This is a genomic window from Clostridium sp. UBA7791 (assembly GCF_002480755.1).
GTDB lineage: Bacteria > Bacillota > Clostridia > Clostridiales > Clostridiaceae > Clostridium_J > Clostridium_J sulfidigenes.
Map to the genome: position 1 here is coordinate 501,819 of NZ_DLCT01000013.1, position 19,733 is coordinate 521,551.

The 19,733-nt window shown below is 28.8% G+C and carries 17 protein-coding genes and 1 pseudogene; 10 read left to right on the forward strand and 8 right to left on the reverse strand.

Annotation, left to right across the window (positions count from 1 at the left end; all coding sequences use genetic code 11):
* Positions 1–21: 21 nt before the first annotated feature.
* The 3 genes and pseudogenes from B3Z56_RS17850 to B3Z56_RS18060 form a co-directional block, all read right to left on the reverse strand.
* Positions 22–1,170: a PdaC/SigV domain-containing protein gene (locus B3Z56_RS17850; RefSeq protein WP_346846333.1), complete on the reverse strand. Its 1,149-nt coding sequence runs from the start codon at positions 1,168–1,170 to the stop codon at positions 22–24.
* A gap of 141 nt (positions 1,171–1,311) precedes the next feature.
* The gene (locus B3Z56_RS17855) at positions 1,312–3,234 is read right to left on the reverse strand and encodes a cell wall-binding repeat-containing protein (protein ID WP_346846332.1); all 1,923 of its coding nucleotides are present in this window, start codon (positions 3,232–3,234) and stop codon (positions 1,312–1,314) included.
* Positions 3,235–3,648: 414 nt separating this feature from the next.
* Positions 3,649–3,753: pseudogene (locus tag B3Z56_RS18060) on the reverse strand (CPC_1213 family protein); the annotation flags it as partial.
* Positions 3,754–3,960: 207 nt separating this feature from the next.
* On the opposite strand from B3Z56_RS18060, the gene B3Z56_RS17865 reads away from it, so the two are divergent.
* From B3Z56_RS17865 to B3Z56_RS17900, 8 genes are all read left to right on the forward strand, one after another.
* Entirely contained in the window at positions 3,961–4,329 is a 369-nt protein-coding gene (locus B3Z56_RS17865) for a hypothetical protein (protein ID WP_346846330.1), read from the forward strand.
* Positions 4,330–4,483: 154 nt separating this feature from the next.
* Entirely contained in the window at positions 4,484–5,023 is a 540-nt protein-coding gene (locus B3Z56_RS17870; protein WP_346846329.1) for a rubrerythrin family protein, read from the forward strand.
* A 323-nt stretch (positions 5,024–5,346) separates the two neighbouring features.
* The gene (locus B3Z56_RS17875; protein ID WP_346877162.1) at positions 5,347–5,973 is read left to right on the forward strand and encodes a response regulator transcription factor; all 627 of its coding nucleotides are present in this window, start codon (positions 5,347–5,349) and stop codon (positions 5,971–5,973) included.
* A gap of 173 nt (positions 5,974–6,146) precedes the next feature.
* Positions 6,147–7,079: an ABC transporter ATP-binding protein gene (locus tag B3Z56_RS17880; RefSeq protein WP_346877163.1), complete on the forward strand. Its 933-nt coding sequence runs from the start codon at positions 6,147–6,149 to the stop codon at positions 7,077–7,079.
* Positions 7,080–7,088: 9 nt separating this feature from the next.
* Entirely contained in the window at positions 7,089–8,198 is a 1,110-nt protein-coding gene (locus tag B3Z56_RS17885; RefSeq protein ID WP_346879345.1) for an ABC transporter permease, read from the forward strand.
* Complete coding sequence (locus B3Z56_RS17890) at positions 8,198–9,322, forward strand: ABC transporter permease (protein ID WP_346877165.1); 1,125 nt, start codon at positions 8,198–8,200, stop codon at positions 9,320–9,322. Before B3Z56_RS17885 ends, B3Z56_RS17890 begins: the two co-directional genes overlap by 1 nt.
* A 169-nt stretch (positions 9,323–9,491) precedes the next feature.
* Positions 9,492–10,145 carry an ABC transporter ATP-binding protein gene (locus B3Z56_RS17895; RefSeq protein WP_346846324.1) on the forward strand — a complete coding sequence of 218 codons (654 nt, stop codon included), beginning with the start codon at positions 9,492–9,494 and terminating at the stop codon, positions 10,143–10,145.
* Positions 10,145–10,891: an ABC transporter permease gene (locus B3Z56_RS17900; RefSeq protein ID WP_346877166.1), complete on the forward strand. Its 747-nt coding sequence runs from the start codon at positions 10,145–10,147 to the stop codon at positions 10,889–10,891. The genes B3Z56_RS17895 and B3Z56_RS17900 overlap by 1 nt, the downstream gene beginning before the upstream one ends.
* Before the next feature lie 66 nt (positions 10,892–10,957).
* Here B3Z56_RS17900 and B3Z56_RS17905 read toward each other — a convergent pair whose 3' ends face one another.
* The 4 genes from B3Z56_RS17905 to B3Z56_RS17920 all read right to left on the reverse strand — a co-directional run bounded on the left by B3Z56_RS17905 (position 10,958) and on the right by B3Z56_RS17920 (position 15,787).
* Entirely contained in the window at positions 10,958–12,070 is a 1,113-nt protein-coding gene (locus B3Z56_RS17905) for a sensor histidine kinase (protein WP_346879346.1), read from the reverse strand.
* A gap of 167 nt (positions 12,071–12,237) precedes the next feature.
* Positions 12,238–12,681, reverse strand: coding sequence for a DUF805 domain-containing protein (locus B3Z56_RS17910; RefSeq protein WP_346879347.1), 444 nt, complete (start codon positions 12,679–12,681; stop codon positions 12,238–12,240).
* A gap of 151 nt (positions 12,682–12,832) precedes the next feature.
* Positions 12,833–13,462: a lytic transglycosylase domain-containing protein gene (locus tag B3Z56_RS17915; RefSeq protein ID WP_346879348.1), complete on the reverse strand. Its 630-nt coding sequence runs from the start codon at positions 13,460–13,462 to the stop codon at positions 12,833–12,835.
* A gap of 264 nt (positions 13,463–13,726) precedes the next feature.
* Positions 13,727–15,787 carry a methyl-accepting chemotaxis protein gene (locus B3Z56_RS17920; RefSeq protein WP_346879349.1) on the reverse strand — a complete coding sequence of 687 codons (2,061 nt, stop codon included), beginning with the start codon at positions 15,785–15,787 and terminating at the stop codon, positions 13,727–13,729.
* 225 nt (positions 15,788–16,012) lie between these two features.
* Between B3Z56_RS17920 and B3Z56_RS17925 the strand changes: the two genes are divergently transcribed.
* On the forward strand, positions 16,013–16,684 hold the full coding sequence (locus B3Z56_RS17925) for a response regulator transcription factor (protein WP_346846318.1): 672 nt from the start codon (positions 16,013–16,015) through the stop codon (positions 16,682–16,684).
* 1 nt (position 16,685) lies between these two features.
* On the forward strand, positions 16,686–17,894 hold the full coding sequence (locus tag B3Z56_RS17930) for a HAMP domain-containing sensor histidine kinase (RefSeq protein WP_346846317.1): 1,209 nt from the start codon (positions 16,686–16,688) through the stop codon (positions 17,892–17,894).
* A 96-nt stretch (positions 17,895–17,990) separates the two neighbouring features.
* Here B3Z56_RS17930 and B3Z56_RS17935 read toward each other — a convergent pair whose 3' ends face one another.
* Complete coding sequence (locus tag B3Z56_RS17935) at positions 17,991–19,724, reverse strand: CotH kinase family protein (RefSeq protein ID WP_346879350.1); 1,734 nt, start codon at positions 19,722–19,724, stop codon at positions 17,991–17,993.
* Between the last annotated feature and the right edge of the window lie 9 nt (positions 19,725–19,733).

The following is a 19,733-nucleotide window of genomic DNA, read 5'->3' on the forward strand; positions in this document are numbered from 1 at the left end:
TAATATATAGAACCTAATTATCTACTGATTCTTTACTTTAATTTCTCCACTCTGTAAGTTTACCTCATATATTTTATTGTTTAAGAAAATATTTTCATCCCTTCTATTATTTCCTGAATAGGTTATATAGAAAATTATGCTATTTTTATCTTTAAATAAGCTCTTGTAGTATGTGGTAACTCCTTTTACATATTTATCGGAATCTTTATTTTGAGTGTTTGATGCCTTTATATCTTTTATAAATTTAAAAACTTCATCTTTAATATAGTTATTAATTTTCATCTCTATATCCTTGTTTATCATATTTTCAATTTTAGGATAAGATAAATACTGATTAAAATCTTCACTACTTTCTTCATAATTTATTGTTTTTATTATTGGGGCTTCCACTTGAATATTTACTTTATTTAAACCTTTAGGAAATTTACTTAGAGGTATATAAAATTTAGGAATTCCTGCTACGTAGGGAGCAATTTCATATTCATCAAAATATATAACTAAGTCTTTATCTGTTAAGAAAAACTTTTGATTATAAGGGATTACATTTAGTTTATCTACAGCTTCTTTGAAATATAATTCAGGATTTTTATTTATAGTAGCTTTCACATTGTCTAAAATAATTTTATTATAATTCCTATTATTACCCAAGAAATCTTCAATGACTCCTCTATTTCCTGTATTTATATCAAAGTTAAAAGACTCATCTACTGATGATCCATGAGCTCCACCTGTATAACTATATAGGTTTAGTGTTATTGAAAGGATATTATTCTTATTATAAGTCACATTATTGTTTACATTAATTACATAGGGTTTTGTTTCTAACCCAACTTTTATATTATATTCATTGTCTCTAATAGATAGCTTTGTTATATATTCTTCAAAGTCATTAATTCTTTTTGATATCTTATTATTTATAATCCCTTCTGCTTCTTTATTTTTAACAATCTTTACAATGGGCCTATTGATATTTACAGATACATACTTATTAGAATATACCTTTTCCTCGTTTTCTATTGTGGCACCTTCTTCATCTTTCAGTATATTATTAACCATTCTTGGTAAAGATATCTCTACGGAATCAGGATCACTGTGTGTATCTATGGCAAATGCTCCATGAAAATTAGTAGTTAATAATAAAACTAAAATTAAATATATAACTTTCTTCATAACATTTCTCCCTTCTATAAAATATATTTTAAATAAAATAACTTTATATTAGTTTGCCCATATAAATCTTGTGTACACCTGTTAATTTTTAATAAAAAAATGCCTTAACCTTTAGTTAAGACATTTTTTCAAATTAATTTTTTATAATTTAATTCTTAATTTATTTAATATAGTACTTGTTATTACCTGTGGTCCACCTAATATATACATTTTATTTATAGTATTTCTATTTTGCGTAACTAAATTCATTACTGATATATTCACCTCAGTTGGATCCATCAATAGTACAAAAGATTTTCTTTGTGCTGCTAAAGCTGATACTGAAAGAGCATCTGGAAAATCAGTTCCTAGAGCAGTATACATCTCACTAATATTTAATATGCTTTTAAATCTATTAAATATTTTTTGATTTGTATCATATCTATCTACTCCACCAATTCTTTCATAATTAATTAAAGTTTTCGCTGTGTAATCTGATATAACACCAGAACCACCTATTACATAAGTTTTAGTAATATTTTTATTACTTAAATAGCTTTTTATATTAGTTGGTATAGTGCTGTCTCTAGTTAAAAGTATCGGCATGGCTTTAATACCTGCAATGGATGATATGGAAAGACTATCTGCAAAGTTTTCCCCAGTTGTAACTACAACTTCACTTTGAATTCCAATCTGCTGTGCAATTTTTAAAGAAGTTTCATATCTATCTGCTCCACCTAACCTTTTTGTAGTTATATTCATTGCTTTAATTTGATTTTCAAAAGCAGATGAAAGAACACCAGTTCCTCCTACTATATATACATTCTTAACCTTTAGGTTAGATAATAAATTTTTAAGTTCTTGTTGTTCATTTAAAGATTGATTCCTAGCTAATAGTATTGGTGCTTTATTTTTAGCAGCCAACGGACCTGCACATAGAGCATCTGGATAATCTGTTCCAGGTGCTATTACAACTGTATCAGAAGAAGACCACCCCTTCTTTGCCACTAAATAAGAAGTTTCATATCTTGTAGCTCCATATATTCTCTCACCAGGGGTTGAAGAAAGGGTTACATTAGCCTTTAAATAATTATTTATACCATTAGCTATACCACTAGCTAATAATTCTTGATAAGAATTAGTGCTCATTTTAATTGCTTCACTTTTATTACTTATAAAACCACATTCTGCTAAAATTGATGGCATTTTAGTTTCTCTAACCACATGAAAATCAGCAGTCTTTACTTTTCTATCATAAGCTCCTGTACTGCTTATTAATTGTTTTTGCACAGAATCTGCAAGTGGCTTTGAATCCATTCTATTAGGATAATAATAAGTTTCTATTCCATATGCAGCAGTTGTAGTTGCTGAATTTATATGAATTGATGCAAAGGCATCAGCTCCTGAATTATTAGCAAGGGAACTAATTTCTCTAAGCTCCAAAAACTTATCCGTAGTTCTACTCATTACTACTTCTATTCCTTGAGATTGAAGAATTCTTTGAACCTTAAGAGCTATCGCTAAAGTTAAATGTCTTTCTTCTAATCCATTCGCACAAGCTCCTGGATCACCACCATATCTCGGATCACCACCATGTCCTGCATCAATAAATACTCTATAGTTACTGTTAGTTGTTATAGCTTTTGCAGTGGTTGCTGTTAAAGTTCTAGCTGATGCTACTTCTTTAGTTGGCTCCTTTACTAATACTTCATAAACATAAGTACCGCCTTCACTTTCAAGGGTTATAAAGGTTTCCCCTGTAGCTACACCCACAAATTTTCCATTTTCGTCTACTTTGACTATACTTTCATCTCTAGAACTTAATTTAAAAGGAATTGAAGCTTCTTCTTCTACTAAAAGGCTAGTATGGTCAATTGCTTGTCCAACATCAATGGATAATCCATTTTTCACTTGTACATTAGCCCCTTCATTTTCACTTAGTATAGTTTTTAATTGACTTTCTGTATTACTTATACCACCATCTTCTGCTGCAGCTAATCTACTAACTGGAGATACCATAGTAATTGTTAACATTGCAGTTATTGCACATAGTAGCTTTCTAATACGACTTTTACTTCTTTTCACTCTTCTTTCCCCCTATTATACATAATTATACATTTTATCACTAAAATATAGTCACCATTAATTTTATTCTACATATATCATTCATATCCTTTTGATTTTTGATAAATTATGTGGAATTTTTACTTTTACAGTGTTACTTATACATTATAACATATAAATTGGGAGTAATTTGTAAACTTTTATAATATAGCTTCCTCATGCAATAATTAATATGAATTTAAATCTTGGTAAACAGAGTTTTTAGCTTCAGATGGAGTATTAAAGCTAGTAGTAATGGATTTAATTAGAGCTATAACTTATAAAAGGTATATCCTAATGACTTTCATCACTATGATATACCTTTTAATTCTTACTTTAAATAATAAAATCCTTTGGATCATGCTCCTTTGCTTTAGGACCATTGTATTCAGACTTAGGTCCATTAAATACAGCTTTAGCACTTTCTACTTGTGGATCATGATTTATATTTTTTTTCTTAAAATGTCCATCTTCTTTTTTATTATTTTGTGTTTTTTTCATATTTGTCACGGTATCACCCCTTTGTAATATTAGAGTAACCACAAATCTTTAGTTTATACTTTTTAAAGTTTCTTAAATTTAAATATAAGATAATTTCTAATATTTACCTGCACTTATAATCATATTATGATATAATTATAGTATTATACTCATATATTAAGAGTAAACTTAATATAATAAAAATGGTTTAAAGGAGGTTATTACATTATGGAATACAATTTATCAACTTTAGAAGCTTTTCAAGTTTTAGATTCTCATCCTACTTACAGAGCTATTAATTCTGAAGGTCATACTTTAGAACTTAGAGGTCCAGAAAAATTTATCATTCACAGACGTGTAAAACTTGCAAAAGATAAGCATGTAAGTCTTAATGATACATGGAGAATAATTAAGCCTATTGATTATGAACTAGCTAATGAACTTTTCAAAAGACTTAGAACTATAGAAATTAGATTTGAAGATGGTACTAAGAAATTCTATTCAAAGATGCCTGACAATGGTCATGTTATCCTTGAAAGTGATCTACCACATTATAAAAATTGCTTATTTTATTGTTTTAGTTACTATGAAGAGTAAAATTTCTATGTAAGGATTTATTATGGATATTGATGAGTGCATAAATAAAAAATAGACTATGAAACTTAATTTCATGTTTCATAGTCTATTTTTTGTAACCTTTAAAGTACCTACTAATATATTATATATAGATAGTACTTTTTGGGAGATTTATATGGAATTTTACGGAAGTCAAACTGAAAAAAATCTGAAAAAGACTTTTACTGGTGAGAGTAAGGCTAACACTAAATATACATTATATGCAGAAAAAGCTAGAAGTGAAGGTCTTCACTATGTAGCCCAAGTTTTTGATGAAACTGCATTTAATGAACTTGCCCATGCTAGAAGGGTATTTGGAGAATTTTTAGGTGAAGTAAACTCTACAGAAGAAAACTTAATGAATGCCTTTATGGGCGAAACTGCTGAAGCAACTGCAATTTATAAAGAATATGAAGAAGTCGCAAGAAGGGAAGGGTTCGAAGAAATCGCAGACTTCTATAAAGAACTTGCAGAAGTGGAAGCTGAGCATGATTTAAGATTCCGTGCTCTTTACAACCGATTACTTAGCTGTACCTTGTATAAAGGAGATTCTGATTCTCTATGGCAATGTACTAACTGTGGATATATACATGAAGGTGACACTGCACCTAAAGTATGTCCTCTTTGTAAATTCCCTCAAGGATGGTTTGAGCCATATTGTAACCCTCTAGAATAAACAGAGTTCTTAGCTTCTTCGAAGATTAGAAATCGTTATCCAGGGACGTAACAGCTCTTTACTCCCTCTTTTAAGAAGACTGGAGTATTAGAGCTGGTAGTCATCGGATAAATGCCTTAAAATAGCGTAGATACCCACCCCCAGGGTAATCTCGCTATTTTATTTTTATAATATAAAGGTTTTTAATGATTTTTATAGAAATATTTAATTTATATACTATGGAGCTAAATTTATACATATTAATTTTGATCTTCTACTATACATTAATTGAAGATATCATGTTTTTTATTAAAAGTTTATATTTTTTTATTATAGGAGTTATTATGAGTATTAAAATTTTAATTTGTGATGATGATGCACTGATAAGAGAAAGTTTAAAGATTATATTATCCATGGATGAGGAGTTAAATGTTGTACATGTTTGTGAAAATGGTTTGGAAGCTGTTAAATATTGCTGTAATAACTCTGTGGACGTGGCACTTTTAGATGTTCGTATGCCTAAATTAAATGGTGTAGAGGCAACTAAGGAGATTTGTAAAGTCACATCAACTAAAGTCATTATATTAACCACCTTTGATGAGGATGAATATATTTCTTCTTCATTAAGGAATGGAGCAAAGGGTTATTTGTTAAAAAGCAATTCTCCTAATACTATTATTAACACCATAAAAGTAGTTCATAATGGAAGTGACGTAGTGGAAAATGGAATTATAGATAAGCTTCTTTCTAAAACTTCTCCAGTATGTCCTAACCCTAATATGAATAATTTTTCTAAAAGAGAAGTGGAAATTATAGAATCTATTGCTGAAGGTTTAAGTAATAAGGAAATTTCTGAAAAGCTATATATCTCTGAAGGTACTGTGAAAAATTATATTACAAACATATTAACTAAAACTAATTTAAAGCATAGAACCCAAATTGCAGTTTGTTATTTAAAAGGAAAAATTTAGGTATGACTAAAGTCATATAAAGTTATGACCTTTTCCACTTATTAGTGGGAAAGGTTTTTTATATAATTTAATTATAGGATATTCTAATTATATTTAAATTTCAGCTAAGAAATATCAATATGATTTTTAGAAAATACTTAATAATTTTTTAGCTTAAAAAAGGGGTTGTTATAATGTTAATAAATATGGAAAACCTGACTAAAAACTTTGGTGATAATATTGCTGTAGATAACTTAACTCTTTCCATTGAAAAAGGTGAAATTCTAGGTCTTTTAGGTCCTAACGGTGCAGGTAAAACTACTACTATAAATATAATCACCTCCATACTAAAGCCTACTAAAGGTAATGTAGAAATCTTTGGAAAGTCTCTTTATAAGTATGGATCAGAAATTAAGGCTCGTATGGGTATTGTACCTCAATACATATCTTTATACGAAAACCTTACAGTAGAAGAAAATATAAGTTTTTTTGCAAAACTTTATGGGTTAAGGGGAGCTTCTTTGAGAGAGGGTTTAAACTATGCTCTAGATTTTATCTCTTTACAGGATCATAAAAAAACTAAGTGTAAAAATCTATCTGGTGGAATGCAGCGTCGATTAAATATTGGTTGCGCCATAGCTCATAAGCCAGAAATTATAATTATGGACGAACCAACCGTGGGAATAGATCCTCAATCTAGAAATCATATATTAAATATGGCAAAAGAGCTTAATAAAGAAGGTTGCACTATTATTTATACTTCTCACTACATGGAAGAAGTTCAACAGCTGTGTAATAAAATTGTTATTATGGATAATGGAAAGCTAATAGCAAAGGGAACTAAGGATGATTTAATCTCTTTAATTTCTGATAACTCCACTTTAGAAATTGAAGGCTATGATATTAATGAATCTGTTTTAGAAAAGCTTTTGGAAATAAAGGGAGTAAAAAGTTATTCCTTAAATGAAAATAAAGTACTGATAACCTCCAGTAAAGATGTATCAAATTTAAGTTCCATTATTAACTTTTTTACTTCTAATAATATAGAAATTAGAAATATGGGTTATAAAACCTTAGATTTAGAAGATGTATTCTTAACTTTAACTGGCAAAAAGCTTAGGGATTAGGAGGAAATTATGAAATTTTTAAATGTTGTTTATTATGATATATTAGACCTAGTTAGGGATAAAACCTCCATGTTATCCATGATAATTTTCCCTATATTATTTATGACTACCCTTGGAATAACTTTAAGTGGAGCCTTTTCTTCAAGCTATGAATTTAAACCTAAAACAGTGATATATGTGAACAATCTTTCTACCACTTCTGATTATAGTGAAGAAAAACTTATATTAAACAATTTCTTAGAACTGGGGAAAAATAATAATATAACCTTTAAAGAAATTTCATCTGTAGAAGAAGGTCAAAAAGAAGTTCAAACCGCTAATTCTATATTCCTAGAACTTAAGGATAAAAATATTATAGTTTATAAAAATTCTAAGAATAAATATTCCACAAATATAGTTATAAGTATGCTAACTTCCATATCTAAAAAAGTCACTCTAAAAAGTATCACCAATGGTAATATTGAAACCTTAGAAGAAGGCTTTACTACTGCTACTGAATTTCAGCCTAAAAAAGGGTTTACCTCCTATGATTATTATGGCATCGTGGAAATAACTATGATGGTCCTTTATGGTTCGGGCTATGGGTTTTATACCATTTATAATAATAGAAGAAACAAAATAGAAGCTAGGTGCTTTCAAGGGAACCTTTCTAAAAATTCCTATATAATAACTAAAGTTACTTCAACTTTTATTGTAACAGCGATATCACTAATTCCTGCAATGCTTTACTCCATATTTGTTTTAAAAGCTTATTGGGGTGAGGATTACTTCTCTGTTATAGCACTCCTTTTATCTTTAAATTTCTTTGGCACTACCCTTGGGATTTTACTTGGATATATTTTTAAGGAAGAAAAACATGGTTCCTTCTTTCTTAATACCTTAATTATACCTGTTATGACATTTTTAGGTGGAGGATATATATATTTAGAAGATGGTAATAAGCTGCTTGATATAGTACGCTATATTTCACCTTTAACCTTAATAAATAAATCTATTCTTTCCATAGCTTTTTATGAGGACTATTCTAAGTTTTATATAAGTATTCTTTACTCTGTAGCACTGGGAATTTTATTTTTAGCTTTTACTTTCTCTATATCAAATAAACAGGAGGCTTATTAATGAAGATTTTATTAGTTATGGCGGAAAAAAATCTAAGGCTTATATTTAAAGATAAGCTTTCTATAATACAACTTTTTATTCCTATAATAATAATAATGATTAGTATAAAATTATTTAGTTTCAGCAATGGAACTGTAAAGATTGGGATTATAGATGAAGATTGCTCTGATTCATCAAAGCTTTTAATAAGTAGTTTAAGTAATAATTCTTCAATTAGTACAGTACCTCTTGAAAGTTCTACTGTTGAATCAACTATGATGGAGACATCTATTCCTGTCACCATTGAAATCCCTAAAGACTTTGAAGAAAGTATTATAAATGGAACTCCTAAAAAGATTAATGTACTTTCTGAAAAAGACAGTTCTATGGGTGATGCTATTACCTCCATAGTAAATCTTCAAGTAGAAGATTTATATAACTTGGGCATTAATTCTAATAAAAGCAATGATGAATATGAAAAACTTTTATTAAAATATAGTGATGATCCAGTTAAAATAACCTCTAAAACCTTATCAGATTTAGAGAATGATTTTGATTTAACTCAAACTGCAATTGCCTTTGTAATTTTCTTTCTCATGATGAGGGCATCTTCTATATCTTATATAGTATTATCAGAAAGATGGAATAAAACTTACTATAGAATATTTACTACGCCAGTTACCTCCTTTCAATATATTGGAGGAAATATCTTAGCAAACTTTTCACTTTTAGCTTTTCAACTTCTAATTACCCTTATAACTCTAAATTATTTTGTAGATATATATACCGGAGTGAGCTTTATTCCTCTGTTTCTTCTATTATTAGGAATAGCCCTAGTTACCGTGGCCTTTGGTACTTTTTCCATAGCTTTATTTTTTAATTCTAAGGGATACGGTATGTTTTCTAACATTGTAATTACTATCACTACCATGGTATCAGGTGCTTTTACTTCCATTAATTTTTTACCTGAAAGTGTTAGATTTATAGCTCCCTTCACTCCTCAGTACTGGGTAATGAATGGGATAACTAAACTTCAGATGGGTATGGGAACAGATTCTATTATTATTAATTTGGGAATATTATTACTCTTCTCCATTGCGCTATTTTTAGCTTCAGCCTATAAGCTTAAGTTCAAACTTCAATAAAAGTTTTATATTTAATGTAAGTATTATAAATACTGTATTAAAGACCATTATAATAAACCCTCACTAAGAAATTTAATTTATTAGTGAGGGTTTATATATGTATTCTTATCTTTAAATGATATAATTAAGCAATAATATTTTTTAATTTTACTTTGAAAGAAGGGATATAATGAGTATATTATCTTTAAAAAATGTTTCTTTTCAAGATGCTAATACAAAAGTTCTAAAGGACATTAATTTAGAAATCAATGAAGGGGATTTTATAACTATCACAGGTCCTTCTGGTGGTGGCAAATCAACCTTACTGAGAATTTTAGGGGACTTAATTTCTCCAACTTCTGGTCATGTATACCTGAGAGATAAGGATTATTCTGAAATCCCCCCTCTTAAACTGCGCAGTGAAATAAATTATTTTTTCCAACAACCTTATTTGTTTGGTAATACTGTCTATGATAATCTTTCTTTTCCCTATGAAATTAGAAAGAAAAATATAGATGATAGGAAAATATATATGCTTTTAGAAAAGTTTAATATAGACAAGGAATACTTAATTAAAGATATAAACAAATTATCTGGTGGCGAGAAACAAAGAATTTCCCTTATTCGCTCTCTTCTCCATGCAGGTCCTGTTCTCCTACTAGATGAGATTACTTCAGCACTAGACAAAGAAAATAAACTTTTAGTTGAGCATATTATGAAGGATATGAATAATAAAGGTCATACAATCTTATGGATTACCCATGATTTATCTCAAATAAAGGACTTAAGCAATAAAAAGATTATTATAGAAGATGGAACAATAATTTCTAAGGAGGGATTTTAATGAGTACTCTATCACTTATAGTTTCTTCAGTATTAATTTGTATTCCTATTTTCATCTCCTATAAAGAAGATTTAGGACTAGGTAAAGATATACTTATTAGTATGGTTAGAGCCATAATACAATTAGTTATAGTAGGCTATATACTTCAATTTGTATTTAGCTTAGAAAATCCTATATTCACTATTTTATTAGTTACACTAATGATTATCAACGCAGCACTTAACACCAAAAAGCGTAGTGAGAACATAAAAAATCCTGTTAGAACATCCTTTATTGCTCTATTTTCAGGTGCTTTTATAACCCTTTCTATATTAGTACTTTCTGGTGCTATTAACTTTATTCCTAATGAAATAGTACCTGTAGCCGGTATGGTTGTGAGTAATTCTATGGTTGCTATAAATCTCAGTTACAAAAACCTTAATACTACCTTTAGTAGCAAGAGAAATGAAGTTGAAGTTAAACTTGCTCTTGGAGCCACATCTAAGGTTGCATCTAAAGAGATTCTTAAAGATAGTATAAAACTCTCAATAATGCCTTCCATTGACTCTGCTAAAACCCTTGGCATTGTATCTCTTCCTGGGATGATGACTGGATTGATTTTAGCTGGATCATCTCCACTTATGGCAATTAAATTTCAAATAATGGTTACCTTTATGATATTATCTTCAACCTCCATTGCTACTCTAATAGCAACCTATATCTCCTACAAAAGCTTCTTCAATGAAAGATCTCAATTAAAAATATAATATTAATATAAGGATTGTCCAAATAAATTAAATAGTTATTTAGGCAATCCCTTATTAATTGCTCTGTTATGATAAAGGAAGAATCATTATTATAGTAAATCCATCTTCTCCATTAAAACTAATATTTCCTCCAATGTCTATTACTCTCTCCTCCATTGCCTTAAGTCCAATGCTCTTTTTTATATTCACTGCTCCATCACCATTATCTTTTATAGATACTCTTACAATCTTATTTAGAACTTCAATATTAAAATAAACACTGTTACCCCTAGAGTGTTTCTTTATGTTTGTGATTCCCTCCATTAGGTTATTAATTATACACTTCCAATGACTATAGGTAAGCTTGTCTATGTTTCCAGAGTAATTAAAGGTATATCCATAACTATTATGACTAAAAGCATCATCCATTATAGATTTCACTCTATTTATACCTAATTGTTCCTCGGAAGGCTTAATTATTTTTAAAGTTTTTCTAATATCATCCATACCTTCCCTTAGAACTTGAATAGTTGTATTTATCATATTTTTAGCTTCATTTTTATCTTTATCTATTACTACCTTTGTGGCTTCTAGATGCATTAAACTAGAAGCTATAGTATGTCCAATTTTATCATGCATTTCCTTTGATAGCTTATTTCTTTCTTCCAACTTTGTGGTATATATTATCTGTTTTGAATAATTTTTTTCTTTTTCTACCTCTTTAGTATACTTGTCTATTTTTTCTCTTAACATTAAGTTTTCTTTCCATATTTTATCTATTTTACTTACTTTGTTAATTAATATCTTTGCTGCTATATAGTAAAATATTGCAAACAATAAATAATTCATAACTATGTCTTTTGGTATCATGGTTATAAATAAGATACTCCCTATAAAAGAATATATAAGCTTTATATTTATCAATATACCTATATCAAAAAAAGTAAATGGTATTAATACGAAAAATATACTGTTGTATTTTATGCCTAGTCCATAAGAAATACAGAAAGACATGGCTGATAAACATAGCTTTATCTTAATATTCTCTAAGTAATATAAAGCTATGTTTATTATTATAAAACACAGTAATCCTATAATTATAGAGCTTTGGAAGCCGCCACAATTTATATATACATAGATACTAAATATGAGCCCAAGTAATTTTATATTGAGAAAATAATCATCCCTGTTATTAAGCATGCAATTTCCACCTTTGCTAAATATTATATCTTTATATTATCACAATAATAAGATCTTTCACAAAATATATCACTAATCTGGAATAGAATATTGAGCATGTACTTATATAATTTAAATACATGCTCAACATTTATTTTTATTAATTTATTTTGTGAAAACCCTTTTTATTATTGACCTAAGTTAGATTCTCTGACTTCCATTTCTTCTCCCTCACATAGCGTTATTGTTGCATTTTCCTCAAGGGTATTTACCATACTTTCCTCCTTTTGTTTTCCACATTTTTCTTTTCCTCTAAAAAATATTAGAAATATTATCACTGGGATTTGAACAAATATAAGAGCTGCAAGTATTCCAAATACACCTGATAAATTTATATCCTTAAATCTTTTATAACTTAAAATGAATAACATTATATTTATAAAAACTATCAGGGTAATCTGAAAAGACATGGAAGCCGCTATTAGCAACCCATTATCAGTTTTTTCAAGTTTAAAAGTAATAAATATTCCAATAATCTCTAAAATTATAAATCCTATTAAGAAAGCTAGTACATAGATACTATATTTTTTTCTTCCTATTCCTTTGTTAAGTAAAAATAAGTCATCACTCATTTCATCACCTCATTAACAGTATTTTACATCAACCTACTATAATTCTATACACATTTTCAAATATTATAACTAAAATCAATAAACCTCTGGAAATTATTTTAATAATCTCCAGAGGTTTATTTTAATACTACAGCATAGTTCTTTATAAAAGTTACTTTTCACTTTTATACAAGTCTACATATTCTTTATAAACTACAGCTACTTTTTCTATATAGTTTACGGTTTCTTTAAATGGTATTGTATGAACTACTTCTCCATCCTTGGAATATCTAGGATCCTGAAGCCATTTACATACATTCCCTATGCCACCATTATAAGCTGCTAGCATTTCATTTGTATATTTAAGTTGATTTTTTAAGTAATTTAGATACCAACACCCCATTTCTATATTCACATCTTCATTCTTCAGCATTTCTATAGAGAAGTTTTCTATATTTAGTTGCCTGGCTATCCATTCTCCTGTACTTGGCATTATCTGCATTAATCCTACAGCTCCCATAGATGAAACAATATCCTTATCAAACCCGCTTTCTGTTTTGATTATAGCTGCAACTAAATAAGGATCTAGTCCATAGATTTCACTATATGCTTCAATCTCTTGACTATATGGTACTTGTATATGATTCTCTACTATATCTTTTTCATTACTATCTACTTCCTTAGTTTTTTCATTTTCATGCAAATTCATAAAATATAAATTAATACATATTCCTGCTATAAATAAAATAGCCGTTATACTAATAAACTTAAGATTTAACTGCTTTTCTTCTAATATTTCCATTATACCTCCACTAACAATGTATAACTTTATTATTTAAATCAGAATTCATGTATTAATTAGTATTTCACCTTTCCCATAAAATAAACAAAAAAGACCTTAAAATAAAAATTAATTTATTTTAAAGTCTTAATTTATCCGATGACTACCAGCTCTAATACTCCCATTTTCTTCAAAATGGGAGTAAAGAGCTGCTACGTCCCTGGATAACGATTTCTAACCTTCAAAGAAGCTAAGAACTCTGTTTATCCGATGACTACCCTTATACTAGAGTTTAAATTGTTCCATAAACTCTTTCATATTTTCTGTAAGTCCAAGTAACTTTTCTGCTGCATTTGCAACTTCATCACTAGAAGCTGTAAGTTCTTCTGTAGATGCAGCTATTAGTTGTGTATTTCCTGAAACCTCAGAAGATATTTGCGTTGAATTTTCTATATTTTCAGTAATAGAATTTTTATCTTCTATAATTTCTTTAGAGCTAACTGCTACATGTTCTATTTTAGGTACCATATCTAAAACTAATGCTGCAATATTTTTAAATGAATCTATAGCATTATCTACGCTAATTAGTCCGTTATTTAATTCACCATTTATATTGTTGCTTTTAATTTCTATAGTTTCACTCTCTTTAATAGCATTATTTATTACATTATAAATATTTTGGGTAGATTCCTTGCTTTGCTCTGCTAACTTTCTAATTTCATCAGCTACTACTGAGAAACCTCTTCCAGCTTCTCCAGCTCTTGCAGCCTCTATAGCCGCATTTAGTGCTAGAAGATTTGTCTGTTCAGATATACTATTAATAATTTCTGTTATTTCTGTTACAGTTTCCATACTAGATTTCATACTATATATTGAACTATTAAACTCTTTAAAGGATTTACTTAACTCATTCATGGCCATGGCTAACTTTTCCATATCCTCATTACTCTTATCCGCTTTGCTATTAATATTTTCCGCCATATCACTAATATTATATATGTTACTAATATTAGTAGAAAGTTTATTATCGAATTCTTCTAGTTCTTTAGTTACATCTTCCAATTCTTCTGCCTGCCTTTGTGAGCTTGTAGCAGTTTCTTCTATACTTTCACTTATGCTTTGAGCTCCTGATACAAATTCTTCTGCCAAAGCAGCTAGAGATGAAGCCTCGCTTTCAATAACCATGGAACTATCTTTAACATTTAGAATCATTCCACCTATAATTTCCTTGCTTTTTTCTACAGCCGTATATATATCTTTAATTTCATCATTGTTCATTTTGCCTATATTGGATTTAGTGAAATTACCCTTTGCCATATCTTCTACAATAGTACCTATTCTGCCTAATCTTTTAGTCATAGATTTAGCTACTAGGTATCCAAATATTAGACCTAACACTATAAAAATAATACATACAATTACTACTTTTATTTGAAGTTCTGGTATTTCTGCTAATAGCTCACTTCCACTTACTTCTACACCTACAGACCACCCTGTTGATTCTATAAATGCGAATCCAATATATTTTTCATCTGCACCTTGTCTATACTCACTGGCTCCTCTTTCTCCCGATGTCATCTTTCCTATAATCTGTTTCATATTTTCAGAACCATTTTTATCTTTAACTGTATCTAATAGTTTAGTTCCTATAAGCAAGGAATCATTATCAGTTATTATATTTCCTTCCCTATTTATTAAATAAGCATTTCCACTTTTACCTATGGATACCTTTGATATTATTGATGATAATTTATTAGCATCTAGATAAGCTATTAAAACACCTTTTATATTCCCATTTTCTTTTATTGGGGTACTTATAGCTATTTCTAACATACTATCAGTTGTACCTAAGTATGGTTCACTAACAAATGTAAGCCCACTTAATCCATTTGAAAAATAGTCCTTATCACTAATATTAGTACTTTCTCCTGAAGTATCTACACAATTCCCTTCAGCATCTACTATAGCAATTTCTTTTAACTCTATTTTTTCAGCTATATTCTTTAATTTTGTTAACTTTTCTTTCATATCTACTGTATCATCTATTAAAAAATCATTTATTGCTATTTGATTTACTATAACTCCATAACTATCTGTCAATTGATTTATTTCTCCTGCCATAGATGTAGCTACATTTTCTAGGAGACTTTTAGATTTGTCAGTAATAATTTTTTTATTCATATAAAGAGAAAAAGCAGATAGAAATGCTGCAACTAATACTATGATTACTGTAAAACTTAACATAAGTTGCATTCCTATTCCTCTAATCCTTTTCTGTTTTCCTTTTTTAGTATTTTTAATTTTCTTACTTTTCAGTTCATTCTTTGCCCTTTTCCTGACCTTCATATCTTCCCCACCTTACTATATACAAAAAAAATTTACAGCTATATATACACTCTGTACATAGATATAATCGAAACAAAAAATAATATCCTTTACTACACGATATGGTACTTTTACTATTTTCTAAAAATAAATAATAATTTTAATATGAATTTAAGATTTGTATGATAAAATTAAATAAAAAAACGTAATATTATCTAAAAATTTGTAATTAAAGGGTGATGAATTATGAAATTATTATTAGTTGAAGATGAAATACACCTTGCTGAAGCTCTAAAAGAAATTCTCAGTAAAAATAAATATATAGTAGATAGCATTTATAATGGTGAAGCAGGTCTTGATTATGGTCTTACAGGAATATATGATTTGATTATATTAGACATAATGCTCCCCAAAGTTAATGGATTAGAGATTCTAAAGGAGCTAAGAGCTAATAATGTATCTACTCCTATTCTTCTTCTCACTGCTAAAGGTGAAATTCAAGATAAAGTTAAGGGATTAGACTATGGAGCAGATGATTACTTAGTAAAACCTTTCTCTCATGAAGAACTTCTTGCTAGATTAAGAGCTCTTAGTAGAAGAAAAGCTGAAGTTATAAATGATAATGCTCTTCATTTTAGTGACTTTTCCTTAAATCTATCTACTTATGAACTTGAAGGAAATAGTAACTCTGTCCGACTTACCTCAAAGGAATTCGAAATTCTAAAATACTTTATGGAAAGACCTATTTTAATAGTTACTAAAGATGATTTAATTACAAAGGTTTGGGGCTATGACTCTGATGCTGAATATAATAATATCGAGGTCTATATATCTTTTTTAAGAAAAAAATTATCCTATGTGGGCTCTAAATCCAAAATATCTACCCTTCGTTGTATTGGTTATAAATTGGAGGAGTAGTATGTTTAAAAAATTAAAATATAAATTTATTATTATAAATATGTCTCTTTTAACCTTTGTATTTTTTTGTATATTTGGAGTCATATACTTTATAACTTGGAATAGTGGAGAAAGACAGATTAACTTTTCTCTTAATGCACTAATCCATGAACCTAACAATGGTGGACCCAGTAAAGGTGGTCCTCTTAACAATGGTATACTAATAAATCTTGACCATAATTTAAACGTGATAAATATTATTACTCCATATAATGTTGATAAAGATATTCTTGTTGAATTAGCAGTTAATATTCTATCCAAAGAATCTTCATCAGGAGTTATAAAAATTGAAAATACTGATTTTGCATACTTTAAAAGCTTAGATGGTAAGATTAATAGAATTGCTTTAATAAATAAGTCACCTCAGCAAAATCTATTAAAAAACCTTTTAAAGACTTTTTTCATAACTGGCTTTATCAGTTTGATTATATTGTTTACTATAAGCTATTATCTAGCTTATAAAACCATAGCGCCAATTAAAGAGGTATTCGAAAAACAAAAACAATTTATTGCAGATGCCTCCCATGAGCTTAGAACACCTATTGCTATTATTAAAACTAATTTAGCTTTAGTTTCATCTAATAAAGATAAAACTATTGAAAGTCAAGGCAAATGGATGAATTATATAGATCTACAAACTGATAGAATGTCTCATCTTATAGATGATATGCTTTCCTTAGCAAAGCTTGATGAAGATAAAAAAGTACTTAACCTACAACCTATAAATATAAATAAAATACTAGAAAATTTACTTATGTCCTTTGAAGCAGTTTTCTTTGAAAATAAAATAGAATTACAAAACAATTTAAAGGATAATTTTTTTATAAATGGTGACTTAGAAGAAATTAAAAAGCTTTTTAATATTCTAATGGATAATGCTATTAAACACACTTTTCCAAATGGAACTATTACCATCACTTCAAGTAAATTAAAATCTAAGATGGAAATCATTATTACTAATACTGGAGAAGGAATTCCTGATAAAGACCTAGAAAAAATTTTCGAAAGGTTTTATCGTTCTGATGAGTCTAGACAACGGAAAACTGGTGGTTATGGTTTAGGCTTAGCTATTGCAAATTCTATAGTAATAAGCCATAAAGGAAAGATTTATGCCAGAAGTAATGCAGGAAAAGATACTTCCTTTATTGTTGAACTTCCTATTTTAGAATAAGAGAATTTATAATTAAACACAGAAAAGTACTATAATCTAAATTATATAAGTTTAAAAGCTATCTTAAATATATACTCTTAGATAGCTTTTAGTATTTTATACATGATATTTTTTTCTTTTAAACCTTAGCACTACTATTATTGCTGAAATAATTCCTAGGAGACATATGCCATATATTATCAAATTAGATTTAATATTTGTATCATTTGACGTATTTATCCTCATATTATTTAGAGAATTTTCTCTATTAATATCACCTGGATTATTTCCTGGCTTAAAGGTACCCTGAGGAGCTCCTTTTTCAGGATTATTCTGCATATTGTTGGATTTTTCTCCAATCCCCATTCCCTTTTCAGGATTATTATTCTCTTTTATATCTTGAGGAATATCCTTTCCCTCTCTATTACCTCCACCACCTTGACTACCAAGGGCAGATAAATTTAAATTAGTAGCCATATTTCCAGTAGAAGTAGAGGACTGGGATCCAGAAAGTTGAGCAGATATACTCTTAGCTCTGTCTACTCCATAGGTAATTAACTCAGGAATAGAAGCTACATATTCTTCGTAAGTATAAAAGGCTGTAGCATCATTTTTCACATAATCACCAATTAAATTATCTATATTATTAATTGTTTCAGTAAATACTCCACTATTTACATAATCCTGAACTATTTCATTAAGGTACTCGTGATATTTTTCTTTATACTCTTCTACTTCCAGAAGCTTTCCTATAAGTGGACTACTTTCTAAACTATCGGCTACAGGATTATCAATGGAAAAGTTTATAACATTACTTGCACTTTCTCCTTGAAATGCTCCAAAGGCTAAATTATAATCCCAAGGAAGTATTGAACATATTCCATCTTGTTCATATAGATAATAATTATGTTTCATGTTTGATGCATAACTGTCTAAATTTACAACAAAAGTATTTACTGCAAAATATCTTAATACTTCATCTACATCTAAATATTTTTCTATGTCATCAATATCTTCATTAAGGCTTTTTATCATGGCTATTATTTTATCGTAGTCATCTTCATTTGTATAATCAAAAATCGCATTTTCAAATATAGTAGAATAATTAGAATGCTCATCTCCAGAATATACTAAGTCTGCTCCACCAGTATTTCTTCCCATAGGCCCATTGATTTCTTTGCCTTTTTCCATAGGCATATTGTTTTTTGCCATATTAGTAGTTTCAGGTTTATATAAATTTCCACCTGTTGTTCCATAGTATCTTTCAATATAGCTTTCTTCCATAACCTCAAGGGCTAAGTATAAACCCCAAGGCTCTCCATTTAAGGTGATGCTAGCATACTGAAACGCTGGAGTAGAAACTCCCATTTTGTTTAATAGATCATAGGAAAGATATTCTTTCATATAAGTTGTATCCTGCATCATATTATTTAATGCTAATTTCTCAAGGCCTTTAAGAGTTTGTCCATCGATATATTCATCAAATTTAACTTTAAAACTATATCTATCCGTAGTATCATCATTAGCAATTTGTGATAATGTTGTATTTCCCTTAGCTCTAAGCCCAACATTATAGTAAGTTTCTCCGTTAATAGTTATATTGGCACTATAATATTCTTCTTCCATAGCATTATCTGCTAGTTCATTCCAAAGTTTCTCATCTATATCTATATCAATTTCCATAATATCATCTTTGTTAAAAAGATTTGTTATATACTCTGGTCGGGTTGTTTTCTCTGTAGCATTTGCTTCAACCGTAGACATATCAATAGTTGCCATTACTCCAGCCAATGCCAGACTTAATGCCATAATTATTGCTATAAAAATATTTATATACTTATTTGAAATCACTTCATACAC